At 69.7% G+C, this 23,253-nt stretch carries 19 protein-coding genes, 1 tRNA gene, 3 pseudogenes and 1 CRISPR repeat array; of the genes and pseudogenes, 15 read left to right on the top strand and 8 right to left on the bottom strand.

Annotated features, from left to right (window positions below; all coding sequences use genetic code 11):
* Positions 1–5: 5 nt before the first annotated feature.
* Entirely contained in the window at positions 6–1,004 is a 999-nt protein-coding gene (locus DVR05_RS09605) for a hypothetical protein (protein ID WP_369974513.1), read from the bottom strand.
* Positions 1,005–1,259: 255 nt separating this feature from the next.
* The gene (locus tag DVR05_RS09600) at positions 1,260–2,582 is read right to left on the bottom strand and encodes a M20/M25/M40 family metallo-hydrolase (RefSeq protein ID WP_116245492.1); all 1,323 of its coding nucleotides are present in this window, start codon (positions 2,580–2,582) and stop codon (positions 1,260–1,262) included.
* 145 nt (positions 2,583–2,727) lie between these two features.
* On the opposite strand from DVR05_RS09600, the gene DVR05_RS09595 reads away from it, so the two are divergent.
* A tRNA-Leu gene (locus DVR05_RS09595) sits at positions 2,728–2,812 on the top strand.
* A 70-nt stretch (positions 2,813–2,882) separates the two neighbouring features.
* Here the strand turns inward: DVR05_RS09595 and DVR05_RS09590 are convergent.
* Both DVR05_RS09590 and DVR05_RS09585 read right to left on the bottom strand, forming a co-directional pair.
* Entirely contained in the window at positions 2,883–4,082 is a 1,200-nt protein-coding gene (locus tag DVR05_RS09590) for a site-specific integrase (protein ID WP_116245491.1), read from the bottom strand.
* 46 nt (positions 4,083–4,128) lie between these two features.
* Positions 4,129–4,719, bottom strand: a complete 591-nt coding sequence (locus tag DVR05_RS09585; protein WP_157982419.1) for a hypothetical protein — start codon at positions 4,717–4,719, stop codon at positions 4,129–4,131.
* A gap of 114 nt (positions 4,720–4,833) precedes the next feature.
* Here DVR05_RS09585 and DVR05_RS27345 point away from each other — a divergent pair, with 114 nt between their 5' ends.
* The 5 genes and pseudogenes from DVR05_RS27345 to DVR05_RS09560 all read left to right on the top strand — a co-directional run bounded on the left by DVR05_RS27345 (position 4,834) and on the right by DVR05_RS09560 (position 10,022).
* A complete protein-coding gene (locus DVR05_RS27345) occupies positions 4,834–4,935 on the top strand; it encodes a helix-turn-helix domain-containing protein (protein WP_232832056.1) in 102 nt (33 codons plus the stop codon).
* 107 nt (positions 4,936–5,042) lie between these two features.
* A pseudogene (locus tag DVR05_RS09575) lies at positions 5,043–5,813 on the top strand (transposase family protein).
* A gap of 127 nt (positions 5,814–5,940) precedes the next feature.
* Positions 5,941–6,264, top strand: a complete 324-nt coding sequence (locus tag DVR05_RS09570) for a hypothetical protein (protein WP_116245489.1) — start codon at positions 5,941–5,943, stop codon at positions 6,262–6,264.
* A 101-nt stretch (positions 6,265–6,365) separates the two neighbouring features.
* Positions 6,366–8,678 carry a hypothetical protein gene (locus DVR05_RS09565; protein WP_116245488.1) on the top strand — a complete coding sequence of 771 codons (2,313 nt, stop codon included), beginning with the start codon at positions 6,366–6,368 and terminating at the stop codon, positions 8,676–8,678.
* 42 nt (positions 8,679–8,720) lie between these two features.
* Complete coding sequence (locus DVR05_RS09560; protein ID WP_116245487.1) at positions 8,721–10,022, top strand: PQQ-binding-like beta-propeller repeat protein; 1,302 nt, start codon at positions 8,721–8,723, stop codon at positions 10,020–10,022.
* 286 nt (positions 10,023–10,308) lie between these two features.
* Here DVR05_RS09560 and DVR05_RS09555 read toward each other — a convergent pair.
* Both DVR05_RS09555 and DVR05_RS09550 read right to left on the bottom strand, forming a co-directional pair.
* Positions 10,309–11,043: pseudogene (locus DVR05_RS09555) on the bottom strand (IS481 family transposase); the annotation flags it as partial.
* A 55-nt stretch (positions 11,044–11,098) separates the two neighbouring features.
* Positions 11,099–11,285: direct repeats of the CRISPR family, unit length 37 nt; unit sequence GTTGCGACCCTCGGTCGCCCCGGAGGGCGACCGCCAC.
* 171 nt (positions 11,286–11,456) lie between these two features.
* Entirely contained in the window at positions 11,457–12,173 is a 717-nt protein-coding gene (locus DVR05_RS09550; protein WP_116245486.1) for a DUF2637 domain-containing protein, read from the bottom strand.
* A gap of 790 nt (positions 12,174–12,963) precedes the next feature.
* Between DVR05_RS09550 and ccrA the strand changes: the two genes are divergently transcribed.
* Together ccrA and DVR05_RS09540 are read left to right on the top strand one after the other, a co-directional pair.
* Positions 12,964–14,331, top strand: coding sequence for a crotonyl-CoA carboxylase/reductase (gene ccrA, locus DVR05_RS09545; protein WP_116245485.1), 1,368 nt, complete (start codon positions 12,964–12,966; stop codon positions 14,329–14,331).
* A gap of 228 nt (positions 14,332–14,559) precedes the next feature.
* Positions 14,560–15,300 carry an SDR family oxidoreductase gene (locus DVR05_RS09540; protein ID WP_116245484.1) on the top strand — a complete coding sequence of 247 codons (741 nt, stop codon included), beginning with the start codon at positions 14,560–14,562 and terminating at the stop codon, positions 15,298–15,300.
* On the opposite strand, the pseudogene DVR05_RS09535 reads toward DVR05_RS09540, so the two are convergent.
* Positions 15,297–15,620, bottom strand: a pseudogene (locus DVR05_RS09535) (DUF418 domain-containing protein); the annotation flags it as partial. The gene DVR05_RS09540 and the pseudogene DVR05_RS09535 overlap by 4 nt on opposite strands.
* Before the next feature lie 107 nt (positions 15,621–15,727).
* Here DVR05_RS09535 and DVR05_RS09530 point away from each other — a divergent pair.
* Positions 15,728–16,732 carry a zinc-binding dehydrogenase gene (locus DVR05_RS09530; RefSeq protein ID WP_116245622.1) on the top strand — a complete coding sequence of 335 codons (1,005 nt, stop codon included), beginning with the start codon at positions 15,728–15,730 and terminating at the stop codon, positions 16,730–16,732.
* Positions 16,733–16,951: 219 nt separating this feature from the next.
* Positions 16,952–17,746: a bifunctional hydroxymethylpyrimidine kinase/phosphomethylpyrimidine kinase gene (thiD, locus tag DVR05_RS09525; protein WP_116245483.1), complete on the top strand. Its 795-nt coding sequence runs from the start codon at positions 16,952–16,954 to the stop codon at positions 17,744–17,746.
* Positions 17,747–17,793: 47 nt separating this feature from the next.
* On the opposite strand, the gene DVR05_RS09520 is transcribed toward thiD, so the two are convergent.
* Entirely contained in the window at positions 17,794–18,291 is a 498-nt protein-coding gene (locus tag DVR05_RS09520) for a MarR family winged helix-turn-helix transcriptional regulator (RefSeq protein WP_116245482.1), read from the bottom strand.
* Between the two features lie 96 nt (positions 18,292–18,387).
* Between DVR05_RS09520 and DVR05_RS09515 the strand changes: the two genes are divergently transcribed.
* The 5 genes from DVR05_RS09515 to galK all read left to right on the top strand — a co-directional run bounded on the left by DVR05_RS09515 (position 18,388) and on the right by galK (position 23,237).
* Positions 18,388–19,107, top strand: a complete 720-nt coding sequence (locus tag DVR05_RS09515) for a nitroreductase family protein (protein WP_116245481.1) — start codon at positions 18,388–18,390, stop codon at positions 19,105–19,107.
* Positions 19,104–20,039, top strand: coding sequence for an EamA family transporter (locus DVR05_RS09510; RefSeq protein ID WP_116245480.1), 936 nt, complete (start codon positions 19,104–19,106; stop codon positions 20,037–20,039). The genes DVR05_RS09515 and DVR05_RS09510 overlap by 4 nt, the downstream gene beginning before the upstream one ends.
* Positions 20,040–20,224: 185 nt before the next feature.
* Positions 20,225–21,013: a DeoR/GlpR family DNA-binding transcription regulator gene (locus DVR05_RS09505; RefSeq protein ID WP_116245479.1), complete on the top strand. Its 789-nt coding sequence runs from the start codon at positions 20,225–20,227 to the stop codon at positions 21,011–21,013.
* Positions 21,010–22,092 (top strand): galactose-1-phosphate uridylyltransferase, encoded by a 1,083-nt coding sequence (gene galT / locus DVR05_RS09500; protein ID WP_116245478.1) that lies wholly within the window; start codon positions 21,010–21,012, stop codon positions 22,090–22,092. Before DVR05_RS09505 ends, galT begins: the two co-directional genes overlap by 4 nt.
* Entirely contained in the window at positions 22,089–23,237 is a 1,149-nt protein-coding gene (gene galK, locus DVR05_RS09495) for a galactokinase (RefSeq protein WP_116245477.1), read from the top strand. Before galT ends, galK begins: the two co-directional genes overlap by 4 nt.
* The last annotated feature ends 16 nt before the right edge of the window (positions 23,238–23,253 follow it).

Here is a 23,253-nt window from a genome sequence, read left to right as displayed (position 1 = left end):
CGCGACTAGTCAGGGGAGTAGGAGGGGTCGTCGGCGGCGTCGCGGACGACCAGGGTGGGGTCGCCGGGCAGGGCGACCCGCTGGGCCTGGGGAGCGGTGTGCACGTCCCTGGCCATGAGGAACCCGGCCGCGCCGGGCGTGGGGAACGACGGCGCGGACGCACCGGTGGCGTCGGTCCCGGACGAGTGCGGCGCGCCACCGGCGATGAGGTGGACGCGGTCGGCGGTCTGGCCGTCGTCGTCGGCCGACTCGACGACCGTCTCGGACGGGGCCGTGTTCCAGACGGTCGCGGGCGCGACCGCGGGCGCGTCGGCGTCGGTGTCGGCCTCCGGGGCTTCCTCCCGGTCCCGGTCCCGGACGGCGTCCGGGGCGCTGGCCCCGCCCGTCTCGTGCGACGGGACGTGGTCGGTGTCGGCGTCGAGGGACGGCAGGTCGACGGGGACCGTGCGGCGCACGGTGTCGCCGACGTCCTCCCCCGCGTCGGTCAGGCCGTCGGTGACCGTGTCGACCAGGCTGGTGCCGCGCAGGGAGTCGTCGGTGGTCTCCACCACGCCCCGGCCCGCTCGGGCGACGCCGGTGACGAGCTCTCCGGCACCGCGGGCGGTGCCGTCGACGGTCCTGGTGGTGTCGCCGACCACGCGGGCGGCGGCCGCACCGGCGGCGGTCTCCTCCAGCGCCGCGGTGACACCGGTCCCGTCCAGGGCGCGCGCGGGCAGCGCGGCGGCCTGGGGGACGACGGTGCCGGTGAGCGACGAGGCGGTCGACGCGGCCTTGGACTCGGCGTCGGCGAGCGCCTGCTCACGCGGGGTGTCGGCCCGGCCGGGGTCCTCGGTCGCGTCCTGCGCTCCGATGACGAGGTCGACCAGTCCGCCGGTCTCGGGGGCGGTGTCGGCCTGCGCGACACCGAATCCCCCGGCCAGCCACGCGACGGCGGCGATGCCGGACAGGAGCAACAGTCGGACGTAGGGGCCCTGGGCGTCACGGGCAGCGCGGCTGGACGACACCAGCCACCCTCGTCCCGCGAGCACCATCGGATGCCCCCTCATCTCACTGTCACTGGACGGTCCCGTGCGGCGGTTCCACCGGTCGCACGGCGGTGCGGGGTTCGTGGCGCGCGCTGACGCGAGCACGGAACCTCAGCACCGTCGAACTGAAAGCAACCGTATCATCACGTTGGGTGAACGTGGGTGTGATCGCGGATCGCGCCGAGAAGTTCTCGGCGCTCCCGCCCCGGAAGGGCACCGCGAACCCGGACGGAGTCAGCTCATTCCGACGAACCTGTCCAGAACGCGCACGCCGAACCGAAGGCCGTCGATCGGGACGCGCTCGTCGACACCGTGGAACATCCCCGCGAAGTCCAGCTCCGGAGGCAGCCGCAACGGGGAGAACCCGTAGTTGCGCACACCCAGACGGGAGAAGCTCTTGGCGTCGGTCCCGCCGGACAGGCAGTAGGGCACGGCCCTGGCCCCCGGATCCTCGGCCAGCAGGGACTCCTGCATGGCGGTGACCAGACCGCCGTCGAAGGAGGTCTCCACCGCCGGGAGGTGGTGGATGAACTCGCGGCTGACCTTCGGCCCGAGGAGGCGGTCGATCGTCGCGAAGTACTCATCCTCCGTCCCCGGCAGGAAGCGGCCGTCCACCTGCGCCGTCGCCTCACCGGGGATGACGTTGGCCTTGTAGCCGCCGCCGAGCACCGTGGGGTTGAGGGTGTTGCGCAGCGTGGCGCCGATCATCCGGGCGATCGGACCGAGCCGGGCGACGGTGGCGTCCACGTCGCGCTCGTCGAACGCGATCCCGAACTCCTCGCAGATCTCCTCCAGGAAGGTCCGCACGGTGGGGGTGAGCTGCACGGGGAACTCGTGCTCGCCGAGGCGGGCGACGGCCGCCGCCAGTTCGGTGACCGCGTTGTCGGTGTTGACCATCGACCCGTGCCCGGCGGTGCCGCGCGCGGTCAGCTTCATCCAGGCGATGCCCTTCTCCGCGGTCTCCACCAGGTAGAGGCGGCGGTTGTCCCGGACCGTGAACGAGAAGCCGCCGACCTCGCTGATCGCGGCGTCGCAGTCGGCGAACAGCTCGGGGTGCTCGGCGACCAGGTACTGGGCGCCCCACGTGCCCCCCGCCTCCTCGTCGGCGAGGAAGGCCAGCACGATGTCGCGCGGAGGACGGCGCCCCTCGCGCAGGCGCTGCCGGAGCATGGCCAGGACCATGGCGTTCATGTTCTTCATGTCGACGGCGCCGCGGCCCCAGACGCAGCCGTCGGCGACCTCGCCCGCGAAGGGGTGGTGGGTCCAGTCGTCGGGCGCCGCGGGGACGACGTCCAGGTGGCCGTGGATGAGCAGCGGAGGACGGGTGGAGTCCTCACCCGTGATCCGCGCCACCACGTTGCTCCGACCGGGGTGCTTCTCGTAGATCCGGGACTCGACGCCGACCTCGTCGAGCCTGCCCGCGACGTACTCGGCGGCCTTGCGCTCACCGGGCCCCGAGTGATCGCCGTAGTTGGAGGTGTCGATCTCGATGAGCTCCCTGCACAGGTCGACGACCTCGACCTCGGCCGCGCTCAACGCGTTGTCCGGCTCTGCCATCTCACAACTCCCGTCCCGCCGCATGGGCTTGTGCGTGTCCCACCGACCATGTCACGCCCGCCCCCCGCCCGGAAACTGGTTCGCGGTGCTCCAGACCTTTGCTATGGTTGACCTGTCCGGCGCGAGAAGCGCCGAGCACAGCCCAGTCCGGGTGGCGGAATAGGTAGACGCGCTAGCTTGAGGTGCTAGTGTCCGTTAAGGACATGGGGGTTCAAGTCCCCCCTCGGACACAACTAAAGGTCCTGGTCACAGGGCCTTTTTTCATGCCCGGGTTGCAACGGAGAGTGCAACCGGGGTGGATCACCCGAAGAGGGATGCCACCTGCTCAGCGGCACGGGCCTGCATCCCCGGGAGCGCGTGAGCGTAGATGTTCATCGTGATGGACGGGTTGGCGTGGCCCAACCTCTCCTGAACCACCTTCACGGGAACCCCGGCCTTGAGCGCCAGCGTCGCCCACGTGTGCCTCAGGTCGTGAAGCCGGATGTCCGTGAGCCCGTGCTTGTGGATACGGGCGTCGAACACTCTCGACACCCTGTCGGGGTGCATGGGTCCACCCGCGAACGTGCCCTTCCTCAGACGGTAGGCCCCCTTGGCGAAGACCAGGCCCTCATCCAGCCACCGTGACCCGAGTTCCAAACGCTCCTTGGCCTGAGTGACCCTGTGCCGCCTGAGGACCTTGACCGTCTTCTCATCCAGGTCGATCACACGGGGCTTGCTGCTCTTGGGAAGCGGTTCCCGGATGACCTTGCCCTTGATCACACCGACCGTCTGACGGATCACCGCCGTCTTGGCCTCAAGGTCGATGTCCTGCCAGCGAAGCCCGAGAGCTTCGCCACGCCGTACCCCTGTGGACGCGATGAAGTGCCACACCGGATAGTGCGCCGTGTCCCTCTCCGCGTGGAGGAAGGCCCTCAACTCCTCCCCCGACCAGACGGAGAACTCCGGGGGAGCCGCCTCCTTCGTCGGCGGGGGCTTGGCCTGAACGGCGGGGTTCACCACCAGGAGGCCATCCTTCACGGCCTGGTTGAGAGCCGCTGAGAGGATCGTGTGAACCTCTCGGATGCTCCGAGCACTCAGCGGACCCTTGGCCGGGTAGGGACTCCCCTTCTCCTCCAGAGTCCTATAGAGCTTTGTCAGCACGACCCCCGTGAGCTTCCCGAGCTTCACCTTCCCGATGTGGGGCTTCACGTGGAGTCGAATCTTGCGCTCGTAACCCGCTCTGGTCTGCTGCTCGATGCGGTGACCTTCCAACCAGGCATCCAGGTAGGCGCTCAGCGGCTGGTCTGAGGGGTTGACCAGAGCCTGACGCTGAGCTTCGGCCACCTTCTCCCGGCGGTGCTTCTCAGCCTCCGTCTTGGTCTTGAACCCCTTCCTGATGTAGCGCTCCTTCAACCCCGTGACGGGGTTGGTGTAGGAGACCCACACGTCATAGACGGTCTTGCCGCTCTTGAGGGTCCGAGGGGAGACGCTTCCGTCACCGTTCGATCTCTTGCGAGGCACAACACTCCTTCTTCTCTTGTGACTGTTCAGCGTGCCGGGGGCGGGGTTACTCGACTTCCCTCAGCAACTCCTCAGCCGCTTCCGTGAGCCTTGCGCTGAGCCGCCCCGTGGTGTGGCCCGTCTGCATGAGCAGTCCTCTGTTCCGCGCACGTCGGACACGTGCGCTGGCCGTGTTCCGGGAGACCCCCCACGCTTGGGCCATGACCTCAATAGGGCGACGCTCTCCCATCTCCATGAGGCGGACGTACTCCCTGGCCACCAAGGCGTAGTCCGTGGGGGACTCGACCCTTGCGGGAAGAGGGGCGGGAGAGGCTTCGGGAGAGACCTCAGCACGGATGCGATGCACCCATTCCGTGATCACCCGCCTTGCCTCCCCCAGCGGGACAGCCCGCATCATCTCGACCGTGACGCCGTCACTCTGGTTGGCGGCTTCAGTGGTCTCAGCGATGACGCTTACGCGGGTAGGGCCGTTGTACGGCGCGTGTACGTGCGCCTCCACCAGGGCGTAGCACCCCTCCCCCACATCGAAGCGACCAACGAGGATCGCAGGCTCCCCACCCTGTTCGTAGGCATAGAGCCGCCAACCCTCCGGAAGCTTCCAGCCGTACGCACTTGGATCAAGTTCTTCCCGGTTCATGCGGAGCACAGTAGCACACAGCACTTGACGTATGCCAGGTGTCAGCCCTAGAGTCATGGCACACGGGACATGGACAACGCCGTGTACCACGGTGGGACATCGAGACGGAGGCCCATGCAGACCAAGACCCGCAACGCACTCCTGAGCGTGGAGGACCTGGCGAACCACCTGAACATCCCCAAGCGAACCGTCTACAGCAAGCCTTTTCCAACCTGAAGGTGCAGGTCACAGCCGCGTACCGACCCCTGGGAACCACCCATGACAGCAAGAAGCCCCTGGTAGACGGGTCAACAACCACGAAGACCTGAATCCCAAGGGCTCTGATGCTGTTCTACCGCGCCGCCTTGCCGTTGTCACGCCGCACCCTGAACCTGGCCGCCCGCGCCATCCGCGCTCACCGGGCCGCCACCGGCTCTCGACGGCGACTCCCGGACCCCGAACAACAGGCCCTGCTCGTACTGGTCCACCTGCACAAAAAGGGGAGCCGCTCACCCAGGTCGCGGCCGGCTTCCAGGTCGACACCACCACCGCCTGGTGCTGCGTGCGCGAAACCACCGGCCTGCTCGCCGCCCAGGCGCCCACCCTCGAACAAGGCCTACGCCGCGCCCACAGAAGCGGCCACGGATACGTGATCGTGGACGCCCACCCTCATCGCCTGCGACCGCCCCGCCGCCGACCGCCCCTTCTACCCCGGCAAGCACACACAGCACGGCATGAACATCCAGGTCGTGTCCGCACCCGACGACGGCGAGCCCCTGTGGACCTCGTGGTCGCTGCCCTGTGCGGTGCACGACACCAAGGCCGCCCGGATCTGGAAGATCGCCGAGCGCATCGGGGCCACGGGGCTCATCGGGCTGGGCGACAAGGGCTACACCGGGCTGGCCGAGGTGGTGTTCTGCCCGTTCAAGGGCCGCGGCAAGCCGCAGTGGAAGAGGGACGCCAACTCCGAACACGCCAAGCTCCGCAGCCCGGCTGAGCGCGCGATCGCCCAGCTCAAAAACTGGGATGTCCTGCGCCGCCTACGGTGCTGCCCGCACCGGGCCGGTCAGATCACCCGAGCCGTGCTCGTGCTTCAACTCCGCGAGGCACGATGAAAAGGGCTCCGTCACCACGCGCCTCACAGCCCGTATATCTTGGTTTTCGGCAATCGGATAGATATGAGCTATCTTTCCGTTTCATCAGACTAAACATGCAGGTCACAGTGGGAAGGTAGGTGGGCTCGTGTCCGGTGACTCCGTAGCTGCGAACCCAGAGGATGCCCACGCGGGCGGATCGGCATCGGCTGAGGCAGCGGCACGTCTCAGGGACTTGCCGACCGACTTCGACGAGGCGATTCAGGCCGCCAAGAGCGCTGTGAGTCCGGCCCCTGGCATCACGGGCTGGAGTTCCTTCGGGGCCGACCACGAACATCACATGATGGACGTCAAGGAGCACGCGAGGACTCTCGCGGACAACATCCAAGCTGGCGCCTACGAGGCCGCTGTAACAGATTTGGAGGCGTCGGAGGAATACTCCATTCCAATCAACGGCGCGCAGCTCTACTAGTCCCCTCACCCTCCGCGAGATCCACCTGGATCCTTGTCTTGTCCGCCCTCAGTTACACCGAATGTGACATCGATCGGAGTACAGTCGCGTCAGCCAGAGCCATGTTCGAAGAGCTCCACGCGATGATCAGCGGTCGGACTGGTACGTACAACACCATCACCCGACCCGTGGGTTTCCAGTTCTCGGACCTGATAGGCGAGGAGCTGAGAAGCGCGGCGGAGGAGAACCACTTCTCCTGGAGTAGTTCGATGATGGCGTGCACTCACGCCTACGGAGTCCTTGACAAGATCAGCAAGGACGTTCAGTGGTACGAGAACAAGATTGAGGAGATCAAGGAGAATCTCGCTACGGCCCTGGCCAACAGTAGTGAGCCCGACAATCTCACCATCTACAATCAGATTGTCGAGTCATACAACGCTGATGCCAGGGATGCTTGGCAGGCCCTGGAGAGACGATGCGACGAGTCTGAGGAGTTTCTGCGCGGAGGTCCGACTCCAGAGAACATCCGTGCCCTCGCGGATGGCGGCCATCTGGGAGAGTACGGCCTGATCGGGTTCTACACCACCGATGACCTGAACTATTTCCATGTGGACGAGGCCCAGGCCGAGACCATCGCGATCCACATCGAGAACGCTGTCGTGCACGGGTACGGCGGAAGCATCGAGATTCTTGAGGACCATCCGGAGTACCTCGCTCTGGTCGCCAACGTTGTCGGGCGCGCGTTGACCGCACAGCAGAACGGGGACAAGCTGCTGGACGGGGAGATCGAGTTCCTGGAGACACTTTTCGGAGACCTCAGCAATGTCGAAGGCAGCGATCCCGGGTTCCTCAACTTCATGGGGTTGGTGGACTCCAGCGAGCACATCAGCGACTCGCTCCGGGAGGACATCAAACGAAATCTGGCGAACTCCATGCTCGTCCTGTCGGATGAGAACATCGGCGGCGGCGCCGACAAACTTCCGGTTGACGTCCAAGAGGCGGCAAACGGCCCTGAGTTCCCCGACGCCACCAGTGTCGAGGCGGAAGAGTACGTGGACGCCTACCGGGAGTGGGGCAGAGACTTCGCCACACTCAGCGACTTCCTCGGCAGTTCGGGGCCAGGAGTCCAGGGAGGAACGGAGTTCTCGACCACACTTCTGGGAACGAGCGCGACCAACCTCATGTACACGCAATTGTACGGCGGTGAGCCCACTGGCGAGGTGTTCCAGGACATCATCGACGTCGCGTCGAGGAACGAAGAGGCGAACTACATCATCCTGACGGGTGAGGACTTCGACGGAAACACCTACCAGCATCACGAGAACCACGCGGGCCTCACCCCGGAATCGATCCTTACCACGTTCTACTCGTATGACTGGGAGGATGATGGTGCTGCGGTCAGCGGTATCACCGACTGGATCGCCAGAAACAGGGGGATGGACGTCGGTGAGGTCACGGATGAGCTCCGGGGCACCGCCCTGGTGAGCCTGATGGAGATGCTCGAGAACGAGGACTTCCGGGACGGCCTCTTCGGCACGGACCACGCTGTCGAAGACGAGGACGGACTCGAATGGCTGGACGTCTCCGCGGGGCACCTGAACGGCGAACTCGCCGACGGCTTCGGTGACATCTTCCTCGCCTACATGGACGAGTTCGCCGAAACCGACGGCTTGGGCGAGGAAGGGGAGTTCGAGACACGCTGGAATCCGGACCTCGGGACCGTCGAGCTCTCTCCCGAGAGCCGCTTGACCTTCACCCAGCTCATCGTGGCCGACCCTGACGCCGCCGCACGAATCTATGAAGAGGTCCTCCTCAACACGGGTGAGACCATGGCAGAGTACGCCTCCAACACCGGTGAGAGGGACCACATTCCCACGGTCCTCGCTGGCAGCCTCCAAGGACTCGTGGAGGAGGCCCTGGCCAATGAGAGCACCACACGGGGCCTTCAGCACGGGGACGCCGCCACCTACCAGAACAGCGTAAACAACGCCACCGTCGACGTCCTCGCTGGGGCCGCGAGTGATCTCCAAGTGCCGGGCTTCGTGGTCGAGATGGCGAAGTTCGCAGCGAAGGAGGCCTTGGCGATTCCCATGCACGAGGCGGGCCAGAATGTCGCCACCCCGGGTGAGTGGGCCACCAACGAGCGGATGCAGGGCTTCGCGCTCTCAGCCCTTGCCCACGGGGATCCTGAGCTGATGGCCAGCTTGGAGGAGGCCGGGGTCGCTCAGGAGGACGCGAACGGAGACCTCTACGTCCCAGTAGATCACGAGGAGTGGGACGTAGAGACATCCGCAGGTGTCCTGGCGACGGAGTTCGACCGTGTAGACGAATATGACTGGGCGGACGACGAGGGATCCACGGCGAACGCCGTGTACAACTTCCTGACCGCGTTCGGAAACAACAGCTCGAAGTGGGACGATGTCTCGATCGGCTGATCCTCAGACATACATGGCACGACTCGGCAAGGGGATCCCTTCATGAGACACGCGGTAGCCGCCGCCATGGCGACCGCCTTCCTTCTCACCTCCTGCTCGTTGAGTGAGGCACCCGGAGAGTTCGAGGGCTCCTCAGAGGAACGCGAGCCGGTGAGGGACCTTGACCAGCCGGCGTCGGTGAACGCGAGCGCGTGGACGTGGGATGCTCCCGAGGGGGTCGCCGACCTGGACGGTCTCTTCCCGGTGCCCGGGGGTGTGGCGGCCCTTGTGGACGACGGGGTCGTCGGCCTCTCTGGAGAGAACGGCGGTGTGATGTGGGAGCACCGGGTTGCGGGTAGCGAGGTCTTCGGCGCGGTGGCCGGTCAGGGCCGGTACTTCGTGCTCCAGATCCTGGACCCCGATGACGATGAGGCGCCACCGAGGATGGTCGTGCTTGATCTGTCCACAGGTGAGCCTGTCTGGGACTACCAGTTGGGGAGCGGGGACAGCGCGTCCGGAGTGGTCCGGGGCTGGCTGGGTAACGTCACGGACGAGTACTGGGTCACGGTGGCGGAAGGTGAGGAGCTTCTCGCTCATCGGTTAGGGGACGACGAGGAGGCTTGGTCGGTCCCTGACGTCGCGGACTGCGACGACGTCGGATCCGTGGATGGGACCGTGATGACGGATGATGTCCTGGTGACGGCCTTCACCTGTTATGAGCAGCCGGAGGGCGAGTCCCCCGTGGAGATGACCGAGGGTCAGGAGTTCGTCTCAGGGTTCGTGGGATTCGCCCCGTCCACGGGTGACGAACTGTGGCGCACGGAGGTGTCGGTGGGAATGTTCCCCGGTGACGCGCACGAACGTGAGCTGACCCTCCACGACAGTGGCCTGGTCACCGCCTACTACCCCTATAGCCAGATCGGCCAGATCGTCGACCCCTCCACGGGCGAGGTGCGAACCCTCGACGAGGGGGGTGTCCTGTGGTCGAACGAGGACGGGTCCCTCGTCGGTGTGTGGGATGAGCGCACACGCAGCTACTGGACCGAGGAACCCGGGGGCAGTGTGCGGGAGCGCTTGGGAGACAGTGACGCTGGTGCCACGGAGTCGATCATCAACGCGCTCCGGGGTGACATCGAGACCGTTGGTCTGGAGGGCGGGGTGCTTCACATGGCGGAGTCGATCCCGGGCGGTGCGGGCGAAACTGAGTTGGCGGTGTTCGAGGGGTTCGAGGAAACCGTTCCGGTCACGTTCACGTGGGATGAGGAATCGCCCCTGGAGGTCGACGAGGTACGCGCCGTGCCGGGTGCCGTCGCTGTCTCCTTCATCGATCCCGCCGGGCGGAGCGGCGTCATCGGCCTCCAATAGTTCCCTCTCCCGGTTCCAAGGACGCGGCACGGACCCCGCCCGCCGGTGTCCGTGCCGCACCGATGCACGGCTCCACCACTGCGGGATCGAGTCCGTCGAATCCCATGGGAACGCCCCAAAAACCCGTCTCGAGCTCTCGGGGCGCTCCACCCTGACAACCGGCTCAGACGCGGCGTGAATCGGCGTCTGTCGAAGAAGGAGTGGCCGAGCAGCAGGGGCAGCAGTGACGGGGCATCATCCATCACCGCTGGTCAGCGCTGCCCTCTTGACACGAACTCCCTACATATCAGTTGTATTGAACCGAGAGGTTAGGTACACGGGTGGCGTGAGGACCGCTGAGTGCGGTGTGGAACCTGTGGTGCTTGTAGTGATGCAACCACTGCCCGAACGCCTCCCGCCGCTCGGCCTCTGAGGTGTAGGGGCGGGCGTAGGCCCACTCCTCGACCAGGATCCGGTTGAACCGCTCGACCTTGCCGTTGGTCGGGGGCCGGTAGGGGCGGGTGCGCTTGTGCTTGACGCCCTGGCCCCGCAGTAGATCCCGCCAGGTATGGGACTTGTAGCAGGACCCATTGTCGGTCAGCACCCGCTCCACCGTGATGCCGAGCGAGGCGAAGTAGGCGTGCGCGCGTTCCCAGAACCCGGTCGCGGTCTCCTTGGCCTCGTCGGCCAGGATCTCGGAGTAGGCCAGGCGGGAGTGGTCGTCCACGGCGTTGTGCAGGTAGGCGTACCCGGCCTTGGTGCGGTGTTTGCAGCCCTGGGGGCGCCCCAGGACTTTGTGCCCTCCGCCGTCGGGGATGTTGCCGAGTTTCTTGATGTCCACGTGCACCAGCTCGCCGGGGCGGGCGCGCTCGTAGCGGCGCACGGTACGGCCGGTGGCCCGGTCGGTATGGGCCAGGCGGGCGCAGCGGTAGCGGGTCAGGATCCGGTGCACGGTGGAGGCGTGCATGCCCCGGTGCCCGGTGATGCGGGCCGGTCCCCACCGGTTGAGGTGGCGGAGCTTGATGACGCGGCGTTCGCGGCGGGGGGGTGCGTCCGCCACCCGGTGGCCCTGGACGTGGCCGACCGTGTCCACACGCCGTTGCGACCCTCGGTCGCCCCGGAGGGCGACCGCCACGGCCACGGGCCGGTCCCACGCCCCAGGGAAGGGAGGTTGCGACCCTCGGTCGCCCCGGAGGGCGACCGCCACGGTGGTCTGTTCCTGGGGGGTGGTTGTGTGGGTGGGGGTTGCGACCCTCGGTCGCCCCGGAGGGCGACCGCCACAGCGCGCGACCTGCCCAAACACCCTGCGGACCAGAGCCACGCGCTCATTCGAGATCGGACACTACTCCCCACCGCTGACGAAAACGAGCTGGGAACCTCCCCGGGATCTCATGATCACTCCTGGTTCCCAACCTCCCCCTCCCGGCTTGCCGCAACGCACGCTGAGAGTAACGCTCACCCCACCACGACGGGACTCCTTTCGACCAAAGCCGGAGCCCCACCGCCAAGGTCGCCTCGTTGCCCCTTCTGCTTGATCAACCTGCCCCAGCGGTCCTTGCGCCCGAACCGCTCCGCGATCTCCCGACCGCTGGGCAGCTCACCGCTATCGCTGCGGTTGTCCAAAGCCCACCGCCACGCCTCGATCTGGACCGGTGGCACGGTCACACCCTGGGACTTGTCCGACGGTTCGACCACCCGCAGGTACGTTCGCGACTGAGCACCGGACACCGCGTCCTCGCTGGGAACGGCGTCGGAATCGGACGGTGACTCCACCGTCTCGCCCTCCAGCGCATCGGAGGTCGGCTGCTCATCGGCTGCGAACGCACTGCGTACGCTCTTCGCGACGGCGCGGAACTCGCGCATCAGCAGTTCGTACGCACCGATCAGCGCGAACGACGGCCAGGCATGGATGATCCTCGACCACATCGAGGGGTCGGCCACCGCGACGTTGGCCGCCAACGAGGCACCGGAACCGACGATCAGCAGCGTCCAGGGCAGCACCCCGCCCTTGCGGCCGTGGCGCGCGTCGCTCAGCAACGTCATGGAGGCGCCAACGATCATCCCGTCGACCGAGAGCGGGAACAGGGCCGCGCGCCACTCGGGCTCACCGTTCCTCAGCCCGAGCTCGTACATGTGCGAGTAGGACACCACCGCCGCGATCACGGTCAACATCAGGCACGGCGGCGACGGTGGTCCAGCGGGACCAGCGGGAGGAATCCATCTCGGGTCACCGCCCGTCCAGCGACAGGTCGGTGCTCAGGACCAGCGGGCTCGGACTCTGTGGGGGGAATGGTCGAAGTCCCCCCTCGGACACTTCGGTGAAGACCCCAGTCGATCTGGGGTCTTTTCTGTTTCCCGGGGTGTCCCCGCTCCTCCCGCGGCACCCTCGGCGCGCGACCGGAACCGGTTCGTGGCCCTCGCCTCGGGGATCGGGAACGGGCGGGTGACCGGCCTCGGTTCCGGATGCGGGTGGCGCGTCCGCGCGTACCCGTTCGCGAGCCGGTGTTCCAGGGAAGAAGCAGACCATGACCACACCCCCTGAGAAACCCCCGGCCACGCCGACCGAGAAGCGGACGGAGGCGTCGCGACCCCGGCTGGGGAGACCGAGCGGTTCCTGAGGCGGGATCAGGACCCGGAGGAGAGTACCCGGTATCCATGCTCGGAGGTTCTCGCCATAGCCCGCCGACGCGCTCCGGGCACCATCCCGCACCTCGACGACATGCGCTCTCTCCCCCACCCGCGTGTTCAGCTCGATCGGACGCATGACCGACCGGCGCGAACCCGTCCGGGCGGGAGACCAGCCGCCACGAGGAAACCCATCGGACCACGCTCTTCCCCCGAGAGCAGCACGAACACGCCTTCGCCGGGGCCGGGCCCTCCGCGGCGTCCACCCCGTTCACCCCGGGCGACCCCTCGGGTCGGGGCCTGTTCGTGGCCGTCCACCCAACGTGAGGAGCCACACGTGAAGCACATCCTTGAGGCGATCACCGCCGACGACCGTCCTCCGGCGGAGGCGTTCGCCGCGCTGGAGCTGCCCGAGTCCCACCGCGCCGTCACGCTGCGCCGGGAGGACGTCGGCATGTTCGAGGGCCTGGACACCAAGGACAAGGACCCACGCGCCTCGATGCACCTGGACGAGGTCCCGGTGCCCGAGCTCGGCCCCGGCGAGGCGCTGATCGCGGTCATGGCCAGCTCGGTGAACTACAACACCGTGTGGTCGTCGATCTTCGAACCGCTGCCGACCTTCACCTTCCTCGAACGGTACGGCCGCCGTTCCGCCCCGGCAGCCCGCCACGACCTGCCCTACCACGTCATCGGTTCGGACCTGTCCGGCGTCGTCCTGCGCACGGGACCCGGGGTCAACGCCTGGAAGCCGGGCGACGAGGTGGTCGCGCACTGCCTGTCCGTGGAGCTGGAATCGGCCGAGGGGCACGGCGACACGATGCTCGACCCCGAGCAGCGCATCTGGGGCTTCGAGACCAACTTCGGCGGCCTCGCGGAGGTCTCCCTGGTCAAGTCCAACCAGCTGATGCCCAAGCCCCGGCACCTGACCTGGGAGGAGGCCGCCTCCCCCGGTCTGGTCAACTCCACCGCCTACCGGCAGCTCGTCTCGCGCAACGGGGCCGCGATGAAGCAGGGCGACAACGTCCTCATCTGGGGTGCGGGCGGCGGGCTGGGCTCCTACGCGACCCAGCTCGTGCTGTCGGGCGGGGCCAACCCCGTCTGCGTGGTCTCCAGCCCGGAGAAGGCCGAGATCTGCCGCGCCATGGGCGCCGAGGCGATCATCGACCGCCGGGCCGAGGGGTACCGGTTCTGGAAGGACGAGCACAACCAGGATCCGCGCGAGTGGAAGCGGTTCGGCAAGCGCATCCGCGAACTGACCGGCGGGGAGGACCCCGACATCGTCTTCGAGCACCCCGGGAGGGAGACCTTCGGCGCCAGCGTCTACGTCGCCCGCAAGGGCGGCACGGTGGTGACCTGCGCTTCGACCTCCGGATACCAGCACCAGTACGACAACCGCTACCTGTGGATGTCGCTGAAGAACATCATCGGCACCCACTTCGCCAACTACCGGGAGGCGTGGGAGGCCAACCGGCTCATCATGAAGGGCAGGATCCACCCCACCCTGTCCAGGACCTACCGTCTGGCGGAGGCCGGTCAGGCCACCTACGACGTCCACCACAACCTCCACCACGGCAAGGTGGGGGTGCTGTGCCTGGCCCCGGAGGAGGGGCTCGGGGTCACCGACCACGAGACGCGGGCGCGCCACGCGACGGCGATCGACCGTTTCCGGCCGGTACCGGCGGCGCGCGGTGAAGGGGCGGCCTGAGGTGGCGTGACCGAGGAGATCCTCCCCGTGGGTGTGTTCGACAGCCACTCCGGGGAGTCCCCGGAGGCGCGGGTCCGAGAGCGTCGACATCACTGAAATCAGAAAAACGGTATCGACGATAGGCAGCGTTGCTATCATTGTTCTCCGGAAGGTGAAATCATCGATATCACCCGTGTCGTCCCGGGGACGGCCCCGGACCGGCGCGGTGGATCACCGAGGGGAACGCCCATGAGCGCAGAGAACACCCGCGTCACCGTCGTCACCGGCGGTTCCCGCGGCATCGGCCGGGCCACCGCCATCGCACTCGCCGCCCGCGGGGACACCGTCGTCATCGGCTACGCGAACGACACGGCCCAGGCCGACGCCGCCGTCACCGAGATCACCGAGACCGGCGGCCGGGCGATCGCCGTCCGGGCCGACGTCGCGGACGAGCACGCGGTCGCCGCGCTGTTCGACGAGGCCGAGCACGCCTTCGGCGGCGTCGACGCGGTCGTGCACGCCGCGGCGCGGATGCGGCTGTCCACGATCGTCGACCTCGACCTCGCCGAACTCGACGCCCTCCACCGCACCAACATCCGCGGCACCTTCGCCGTCGCCCAGCAGGCCGCCCGCCGCGTGCGCTCCGGCGGCGCGATCGTGAACTTCTCCACCTCCGTCGTCGGCCTGCAGTTCCCCACCTACGGCGCCTACGCCGCCAGCAAGGGGGCGGTCGAGGCGCTGACGCTGATCCTCGCCCGCGAACTGCGCGGGCGCGACGTGACGGTCAACTCCGTCGCCCCCGGCCCGACCGCGACCGCGCTCTTCCTCGACGGCAAGGACGAGGCCACCGTCGAGCGCCTGGCCCACCAGTCGCCGATGGAACGGCTGGGCGACCCCCAGGACATCGCGAACGTCGTCGCCTTCCTCACCGGCCCCGAGGGCCGCTGGGTCAACGGTCAGAACGTCCGCGCCAACGGCGGCGTCATCTAGGCCGACCGAGAGCGGTCCGCCGCCCGGTCCCGGTCCGCCCTCCCCACGGCGCGCCGACCGGGCGCCCGGGACAGCACCGCCTTCTGCAGGGCCTCCAGGGGTCCCGCCGGGAACCGCCGCAGCCACAGCGTCGACCCCGTCAGGAGCAGCACGGACACCGCCGCCCAGAGACCCATCACCCACCACGGGCCGTACGCCTCGAAACGGGCCGCGAGTCCCAGGCCGAACCCGTAGCACAGCAGCGCGCAGACGACGTTCTGCGTCACGTAGCCGGACATCGCCGTCCGCCCCAGCGAGGAGAACGCGCCGACGACGCGGCCCCGGGGAAACCCAGGACTCCGACCGCTTGACCTCAACTTAACTTGAGGAAAGAGGGTGGGTTCCGCGACGCGGGAAGCGGCGCGAACCGATCTGAGGAGCGATGACGATGCGTGCGGTCCGAGTCAGGGAGTTCGGCGGCCCCGGAACACTGGTGACAGAGGAGATACCCGACCCCGTCGCGGGCCCCGGAGAGGTCGTGATCGACGTCACCGCCGCCGACATCCTGTTCCTCGACACCCTCCTGCGCCGGGGATGGGGGCAGGACTTCTTCCCGGTGTCCCTCCCCTACACACCCGGTTCCGGGGTGGCCGGGACGGTCTCCTCCGTCGGCGAGGGCGTCGACCCGGCGTGGGTCGGGGCCCGGGTGGTCGCCGAGACCGGCCGGGGCACCCCCGAGACCGACCGGATCATCCCGACGGGCGGCTACGCCGAGCGGGCGGCCACGCCCGCCGAGCGGCTCGTCCGGGTGCCCGACGGTCTCGACCCGGCCCACGCCGCAGCCCTGCTGCACGACGGGGTCATGGCCAAGCTGCTGGAGGGGGCCGCCCGGTTCGAGCCCGGCACCTGGATCCTGGTCGCGGCGGCCGCGGGCGGCGCGGGCAGCCTGGCCGTCCAGCTGGCGCGCGCCGCGGGGGCGCACGTCGTCGGCGCGGCCCGGGGCGAGCGCAAGCTCGACCTCGTGCGCTCCCTGGGCGCCGACGCCGCCGTCGACTACTCGAAGCCGGGCTGGGTCGAGGAGGTGCGCGCGCTCACCGGCGGTGAGGGGGCGCGCGTGGTCCTGGACGGGGCCGGCGGCGACCTGGGAGCGGCGGCCTTCGGCGCCGTCGCCGACGGAGGCCGCTTCATCAGCTACGGGACGGCCTCCGGGGCGTTCGCCGAGATCGACGCGGAGGCGGCCGAACTCCGGAAGGTGACGGTGACCGGGCTCCTCGACCTGGAGGGCAACACCCCCTCGCACAAGCGCGAGCTGACCCGGGACGTGCTGGAGCTGGCCGCGGAGGGGCGCGTCACGCCGAGGATCGGGGCCGCGCTCCCCCTGGGGCGCGCGGCCGAGGCGCACGCCGGCCTGGAGGAGCGCACCTCCGTCGGCAAGACGCTCCTGGTGGTCTGAGGCGCGTGCCCCCGGGGCTCCCGACCGGTCGGCGGTCGGCACGCGGCGGCGTACGACCTCGCCGGCCACGGGCCGCGGGTGGGCGTGCCCGAGCACGCCTGGCCCGCGGTGGCCGCGCCGGTCCGCCCGACCCGTGCGCCTGTGATGCAATATGCGCGGTTCGGGAGCCACACGCCCCGACACAGCCAACGGCACATCGAGACAGGAGGGTGCGCGCTGATGACCGACCGCGCGTATGTGATCGCAGGGTCGGAGGCCACCGGCGGCGCTGGGATCCAGGCCGACCTCAAAGCCTTCCAGGAGCTGGGCGTCTACGGGGTGGGGACGATCACCTGCATCGTCTCCTTCGATCCCGGGAACGGGTGGGGGCACCGCTTCGTCCCCGTCGAGCCGGGTGTCATCGCCGACCAGATCGAGGCGGCGACCTCCTGTCACGACCCGGACGTGGTGAAGGTCGGGATGCTCGGCACCCCCGACACCATCGACGTGGTCTCCCGCGCCCTGGCCGCCCGCCCGTGGCGCCACGTGGTGCTCGACCCGGTCCTGATCTGCAAGGGCCAGGAGCCCGGAGCGGCCCTGGACACCGACAAGGCGCTCACCGAGCGGGTCCTGCCCCTGGCCACGGTCATCACGCCGAACCACTTCGAGGCGCGCACCCTGGCGGGCATGGACCGGATCGACACGGTGGACGACCTGGTCGAGGCGGCGCGGCGCATCCACGCGCTCGGCCCGGCGCACGTCGTCGCCAAGGGCGGGGTGGAGCTGCCCGGCCCGGACGCGGTGGACGTGTACTTCGACGGCCAGGAGGTCGAGGTCCTGCGCGCGCCGAAGATCGGCGACGAGCGGGTGAGCGGCGCGGGCTGCACGTTCGCCGCGGCCATCACCGCCGAGCTGGCCAAGGGCGCCGAGGTGGGCGCCGCCGTGGCCACCGCCAAGCGGATGGTCCGGGAGGGGATCGCCCGGCGCCTGACCACGCACGCCCCCTTCGCCTCCGTGGTCCCGCTGGCCCCGTAGGTCCGGCCGCCGCCGGGGCGGGTGGGGACGACGGCCCCCCGCCCCGGCTATTCGAGGGTGTCGCCCAGGGACACCAGGAGTTTGCGCAGCAGCCCGGCGAGCTGGTCGCGCTCCTCCTCGTCCAGGGCCTCCAGGAGCCGCTCCTGGTTGGCCACGTGTCCGTCCACCACCCGGTCGACGAGCTCCCGCCCCTCGGGGGCGAGCGTCACCAGCGTCCTCCGCCGGTTCGTCGGGTCGACCTCCCGCGTCACCAGCCCCCGGGCGACCAGTCGGTCCACGCGGTTGGTCATCGCCGCGCCGCCCACCATCGTCATGGCCACCAGCTCCTTGGGCGTCAGGGAGTAGGGCTCCCCCGACCGGCGGAGGGTGGCCAGGACGTCGAACTCCCACCTCTCCAGGCCCTCCTCGGCGAGGAACCTCTCGACGCCGCGCCAGAGCAGCGGCGTGGCACGGCCCATCCGACCGACCACCCCCATCGAGGACACGTCCAGGTCGGGGCGCTCGCGCGCCCACTGGCTGAGGAAAACGTCGACGGCGTCGTTCATCCGGCGATGATAGCCCCCGCTCCCTTGACCCGGCGGATATCCACGATCTAATATTTCGACATCGAATGATTCATCATCGAAAGGTTCGACGTGGAAATGAACATACGACCCCCCGTCTCCGTCGCCGAGGCCATCCGAACCCGGCGCAGCGCCCGCCGCTTCCGTCCGGACCCCCTGCCCGACGGCCTCCTCACCGAACTCCTCGCCCTGACCGTGGAGGCCCCCTCCAGCTGGAACTTCCAGTCCCGGTCCGTCGTCGCCGTCACCGCCCCCGAAGACCGCGAGGCCCTCGCCCGCGCGGCCAACGACCAAGACCAGCCCCGTCTGGCACCCGTGACCCTGGTCTTCCTCGCCGAGTGCGACGCCTGGCGCGGCGACCTCTCCGACGTCCTCACCACCGCCCGCGCCAGCGGCGCCTGGAGCGAGGAGTTCGCCCGATCCGTGGCCACCCACGGCGTCGACTTCCAGCGCGACCTGGCCGAACGCGGCCTCCTGCGCGAGTACGCGGTCAAGGACGCGATGATCGCCGCCGGCTTCGCCATGCTCGCCGCCACCGGTGCGGGACTGGCCAGCTCGCCCATGAACGGCTGGGACGAGGCCGAGGTCAAGAAGGTCGTCGGCGTCGACGACCGGGACGACCTGGCCGTCGCGCTCCTGCTGTCGATCGGACTCCCCGTCGAGGAGCGCCGCCACCCGGGCCGCCGTCCGCGCGACCGCCACGTGTTCCACGGGCGCTACGGACGGCCCTGGTCCATGGGGCTCCCCACCGCCGGGGGACCGTCCGGCGACCTCCACGACGCGGGAGCCCCGCGATGAGCCGCGGCCGCCTCGCCCTCGACTCCCTGCTCACCCTGACCGCCCCGGTGGTGTGGGGCAGCACCTACGTCGTCACCACCGAACTCCTGCCGCCCGACCGCCCGCTGCTGGCCGCCGCCATGCGCTCCCTGCCCGCCGGGCTGATCCTCCTCGCCGCCTGCCGCGTCCTGCCGCGCGGAGTCTGGTGGTGGCGCGCGCTCGTCCTGGGCACCCTCAACATGGGCGCCTTCTTCTACCTGCTCTTCGTCGCCGCCTACCTGCTGCCCGGCGGGATCGCGGCCCTGGTCATGTCGGTCCAGCCGATGCTGGTGCTGGTCCTGGCCGCGCTCCTGCTCGGCGACCGCGTCCGGCCGGTCCACGCGCTGGCCTGCGTGCTGGGCGTCGTGGGCGTGGGCCTGCTCGTCGTCGGACCGGAGGCCGCCCTGGACCCGGTGGGGATCCTGGCCGGACTCGCCGCGGCGGGCTGCATGGCGACCGGGATCGTGCTCACCAAGCGGTGGGGCCGCCCGGAGGGGGCGGGCGTCCTGGCGATGACCGGATGGCAGCTCACCGCCGCCGGACTCCTGCTGGCCCCGGCCGCCCTCGCCGTCGAGGGACTGCCCGACCGGCTCACCGGAGCCAACCTCGCCGGGTACGGCTACCTCGGGCTGATCGGCGCCCTGCTCGCCTACGCCCTGTGGTTCCGGGGGGTCGAACGCCTGCCCGCGCTGGCCGTGTCCTTCCTGGGTTTCGGCAGTCCGCTGGCCGCCACGGCCCTTGGATGGGCGGTCCTGGGCCAGGCGCTCTCCCCCACCCAGGCGGCCGGGGCCCTGATCACGGTGGCGGCGGTGGCCGTCGTCCAGGTCGCCGCGGCCCGGAACGACCCGGCTCGCAGAACCGGCCGCCGGAACGACACCCCCCGGGAGGGAGCGCCTGTCGGGGCCAGACGTTGAAGCGACGGAAGACAACACACCCGAACGCTTTCCAACACCCTTCACCACCCAGGATCGGCACTCCAGAACCCTCCGTCCCGGCTCCCCGCAGGCATTGACACCGCACCATTCCCTGGGAGACTGAATCAAACACAATCAAACATGATGCCCCGCGTCGTGCGGCGGGGCCTCGGGCAGGAGGGCGGATGCTGGCGGCGCGACGACAGGAGTTGATCCTAGAACGGATCCGCAGGACCGGCGCGGTCCGCGTCAACGAACTGGTCGAGGGCTTCGCCGTGTCGGACATGACCATCCGGCGCGACCTGGACGCGTTGGAGAGCCGGGGCGAGGTCCGCAAGGTGCACGGCGGGGCCGTCTCCACCGGTCCCGCCCGAACCGAGGAACCCGGGTTCGAGGCCAAGGCCACCCGCCAGGAGGCGGAGAAGCGGGCGATCGCCCGCGCCGCCGCCGACCTGGTCGAACCGCACAGCGCCGTCGGCCTGTCAGCCGGCACGACCACCGCCGCCGTCGCCGAGTGCCTGGTCGACACCCCCGGTCTGACCGTCGTCACCAACTCCCCGCGCGTCGCCGACGTCCTCCACCGCTCCCCGCGGTCGGACCGCACCGTCGCGCTCACCGGTGGTTTCCGCACCCCCTCCGACGCGCTCGTGGGCCCGCTCGCGCTCGCGTCGGTGCGCGGGATCAACCTGGACGTGCTCGTCCTCGGCGTGCACGGCATGCAGGAGCGGGCCGGGTTCACCACGCCCAACCTCATGGAGTCCGAGACCGACCGGGCGCTGGTGGACTCCGCCGCCACCCTCGTGGTGGTCGCCGACCACACCAAGTGGGGCACGGTCGGGATCAGCACCATCGCCCCGCTGGACCGGTGCGACGTCCTGGTCACCGACGCGGGACTGGACGCCCGGGCGCGCGAGATCCTCGCCGAGCGGGTGGGCCGCCTCGTGGTCGCCGACGTGCCCGGGGAGAAGGCGTGAGGCGGACCTCGTCCCGGCTGGCCGACGGCCGCGAGATCATCTACTTCGACGAGGGCGACGCGCCGCGCCCCCACGTCCCCGACACCCGTGACCTGCCCCCGGTGTCGACGGGATCGGAGATGCGCTTCGACCCGCTGCTGCGCGAGTGGGTGGTCGTCGCCTCCCACCGCCAGGACCGCACCCACCTGCCGTCCGGCGACGACTGCCCGCTGTGCCCGTCGGCGGACGGCCGGAGCACGGAGATCCCCGCGCCCGACTACGACGTGGTGGCCTTCGAGAACCGCTTCCCGTCGCTGACGGCCGGGGACGGGGCCGAACTCGGACCGGTCGGGGAACTGGAACCGTCCCGGCGAGCCAGCGGCGGGCGCTGCGAGGTGCTCGTCTTCGGCCCCGACCACGACGCGTCCTTCGTCGACCTCTCCCCCGAGCGGGTGCGCACGATCATGGCCGCGTGGGTGGACCGGACGGTCGTGCTGTCCGCGCTGCCGGAGGTCGAGCAGGTGTTCTGCTTCGAGAACCGGGGGCCGGAGATCGGTGTGACGCTGCACCACCCGCACGGACAGATCTACGCCTTCCCCTTCCTCACCCCCCGCACCCTGCGCACGCTGGACTCCGCCGAGCGGTACCGGGAGCGCACGGGAGGCGATCTGTTCGCGGACGTCCTCCGCGCCGAACGGGAGGTCGGGGTCCGGGTGGTCGCCGAGTCGGAGCACTGGACGGCGTTCGTCCCGGCGGCGGCCCGGTGGCCCGTGGAGGTCCACGTGTACCCGAACCGCCGCGTCCCCGACCTGCCCGAGCTGACGGAGGCGGAGCGGGACGACTTCGCCGTCCTCTACCTGGACGTCCTGCGCCGCCTGGACGCCCTGTTCGACGCCCCCCTGCCCTACGTGGCCGCCTGGCACCAGGCCCCGGTGCGTGAGCGGCGCGATCTGGCCCACCTGCGGCTGGAGCTGTTCTCCGTGCGCCGTGCCCCGGGCAAGCTCAAGTACCTGGCCGGGGCCGAGTCCGGGATGGGCGTGTTCGTCAACGACGTCGCGCCGGAGACCACGGCCCGACGGCTCCGGGAGGCGCTGGCGTGAACGACACGGCGGCGGCCTTCCACACCGCCTTCGGGTACCCACCGGAGGGGGTGTGGACGGCGCCCGGGCGGATCAACCTCATCGGCGAGCACACCGACTACAACGACGGGTACGTCCTGCCGATCGCCCTCTCCCAGGCGCTGACCGCCGCGGCCGCCCGCCGGACGGACGGCAGGGTCCGGTTCCGCTCCCTCCAGTCCCCCGAGGGGTTCGACGGCCGCCTCGCGGACCTGGCTCCCGGTTCGACTCCGGCGTGGGTCGCCTACCCGGCCGGTGCGCTGTGGGCCGCGGCCGAGGCGGGTACGCGGGTCGACGGGTTGGACCTGCTGGTGGACAGCACGATCCCGGCCGGGGCGGGGCTGTCCTCGTCGGCTGCGCTGGTCTGCGCCACCCTCCTGGCGGCCACCGGCCTTCACGGGAGCGCCACCCCTTTGGAGAAGGTGGCGCGCCTGGCCCAGCGCGCGGAGAACACGTTCGTGGGGATGCCGTGCGGGATCATGGACCAGGCCGCGTCCCTGCTGTCCGTGGAGGGCCACGCCCTGTTCCTCGACACACGGACCCTGGTGGCCGAACCGGTGCCGTTCGCCCCGCGCGAGCACGGTCTCGCCCTGCTGGTCATCGACACGCGCGCCCCGCACCGGCTGGTGGAGAGCGCCTACGCCGACCGTCGCCGCTCCTGCGAGGAGGCCGCGCGCGCCCTCGGGGTCGCCGCGCTGCGCGACGTCACCGAGAGCGGGCTCGGCTCCGCGCTGGCGGCCCTGCCCGAAGGGGCGGTCCGCCACCGCGTACGACACGTGGTGACCGAGAACGCCCGGGTCCTGGCCGCCGCGGACCTGCTGCGCGCCGGTGACGTGCGGAGTGTGGGACCGCTGCTCACCGCGTCCCACGCGTCCCTCCGCGACGACTACGAGGTGAGCGTCCCCGAGGTGGACGCGGCCGTCGACGCCGCCCTGGCCGCCGGGGCTCTGGGAGCCAGGATCACCGGCGGCGGATTCGGCGGGTGCGTGATCGCCCTGGTGGAGGCGGACGGCCGGGAGACATGCTCGGCGGCGGTCCGTACGGCCTACCGGGAGCGGGGTTTCACCGCACCGGCCGTCTTCGAGGCCGCCCCGGCCGCCGGAGCGCACCGGGTCCATCCGGCCTGAGGCGCGGGCGCCGTGC

Origin of the sequence: Nocardiopsis sp. FIRDI 009, assembly GCF_003386285.1 — a bacterium.
Classification (GTDB): Bacteria; Actinomycetota; Actinomycetes; order Streptosporangiales; family Streptosporangiaceae; genus Nocardiopsis.
The sequence above is the reverse complement of the archived record's forward strand: the minus strand, read 5'-3'. Positions and strand labels throughout refer to the sequence as shown.

Coding starts and splice junctions, on each gene's coding strand:
- DVR05_RS09600 (WP_116245492.1), bottom strand. CDS start 2,582: ATGGCAGAGCCGGACAACGCGTTGAGCGCGGCCGAGGTCGAGGTCGTC.
- DVR05_RS09550 (WP_116245486.1), bottom strand. CDS start 12,173: ATGTTGACCGTGATCGCGGCGGTGGTGTCCTACTCGCACATGTACGAG.
- thiD (WP_116245483.1), top strand. CDS start 16,952: ATGACCGACCGCGCGTATGTGATCGCAGGGTCGGAGGCCACCGGCGGC.
- DVR05_RS09540 (WP_116245484.1), top strand. CDS start 14,560: ATGAGCGCAGAGAACACCCGCGTCACCGTCGTCACCGGCGGTTCCCGC.
- DVR05_RS09585 (WP_157982419.1), bottom strand. CDS start 4,719: ATGAACCGGGAAGAACTTGATCCAAGTGCGTACGGCTGGAAGCTTCCG.
- DVR05_RS09520 (WP_116245482.1), bottom strand. CDS start 18,291: ATGAACGACGCCGTCGACGTTTTCCTCAGCCAGTGGGCGCGCGAGCGC.
- DVR05_RS09505 (WP_116245479.1), top strand. CDS start 20,225: ATGCTGGCGGCGCGACGACAGGAGTTGATCCTAGAACGGATCCGCAGG.
- DVR05_RS09515 (WP_116245481.1), top strand. CDS start 18,388: ATGAACATACGACCCCCCGTCTCCGTCGCCGAGGCCATCCGAACCCGG.
- DVR05_RS27345 (WP_232832056.1), top strand. CDS start 4,834: ATGCAGACCAAGACCCGCAACGCACTCCTGAGCGTGGAGGACCTGGCG.
- DVR05_RS09530 (WP_116245622.1), top strand. CDS start 15,728: ATGCGTGCGGTCCGAGTCAGGGAGTTCGGCGGCCCCGGAACACTGGTG.
- DVR05_RS09560 (WP_116245487.1), top strand. CDS start 8,721: ATGAGACACGCGGTAGCCGCCGCCATGGCGACCGCCTTCCTTCTCACC.
- DVR05_RS09565 (WP_116245488.1), top strand. CDS start 6,366: ATGTTCGAAGAGCTCCACGCGATGATCAGCGGTCGGACTGGTACGTAC.
- DVR05_RS09510 (WP_116245480.1), top strand. CDS start 19,104: ATGAGCCGCGGCCGCCTCGCCCTCGACTCCCTGCTCACCCTGACCGCC.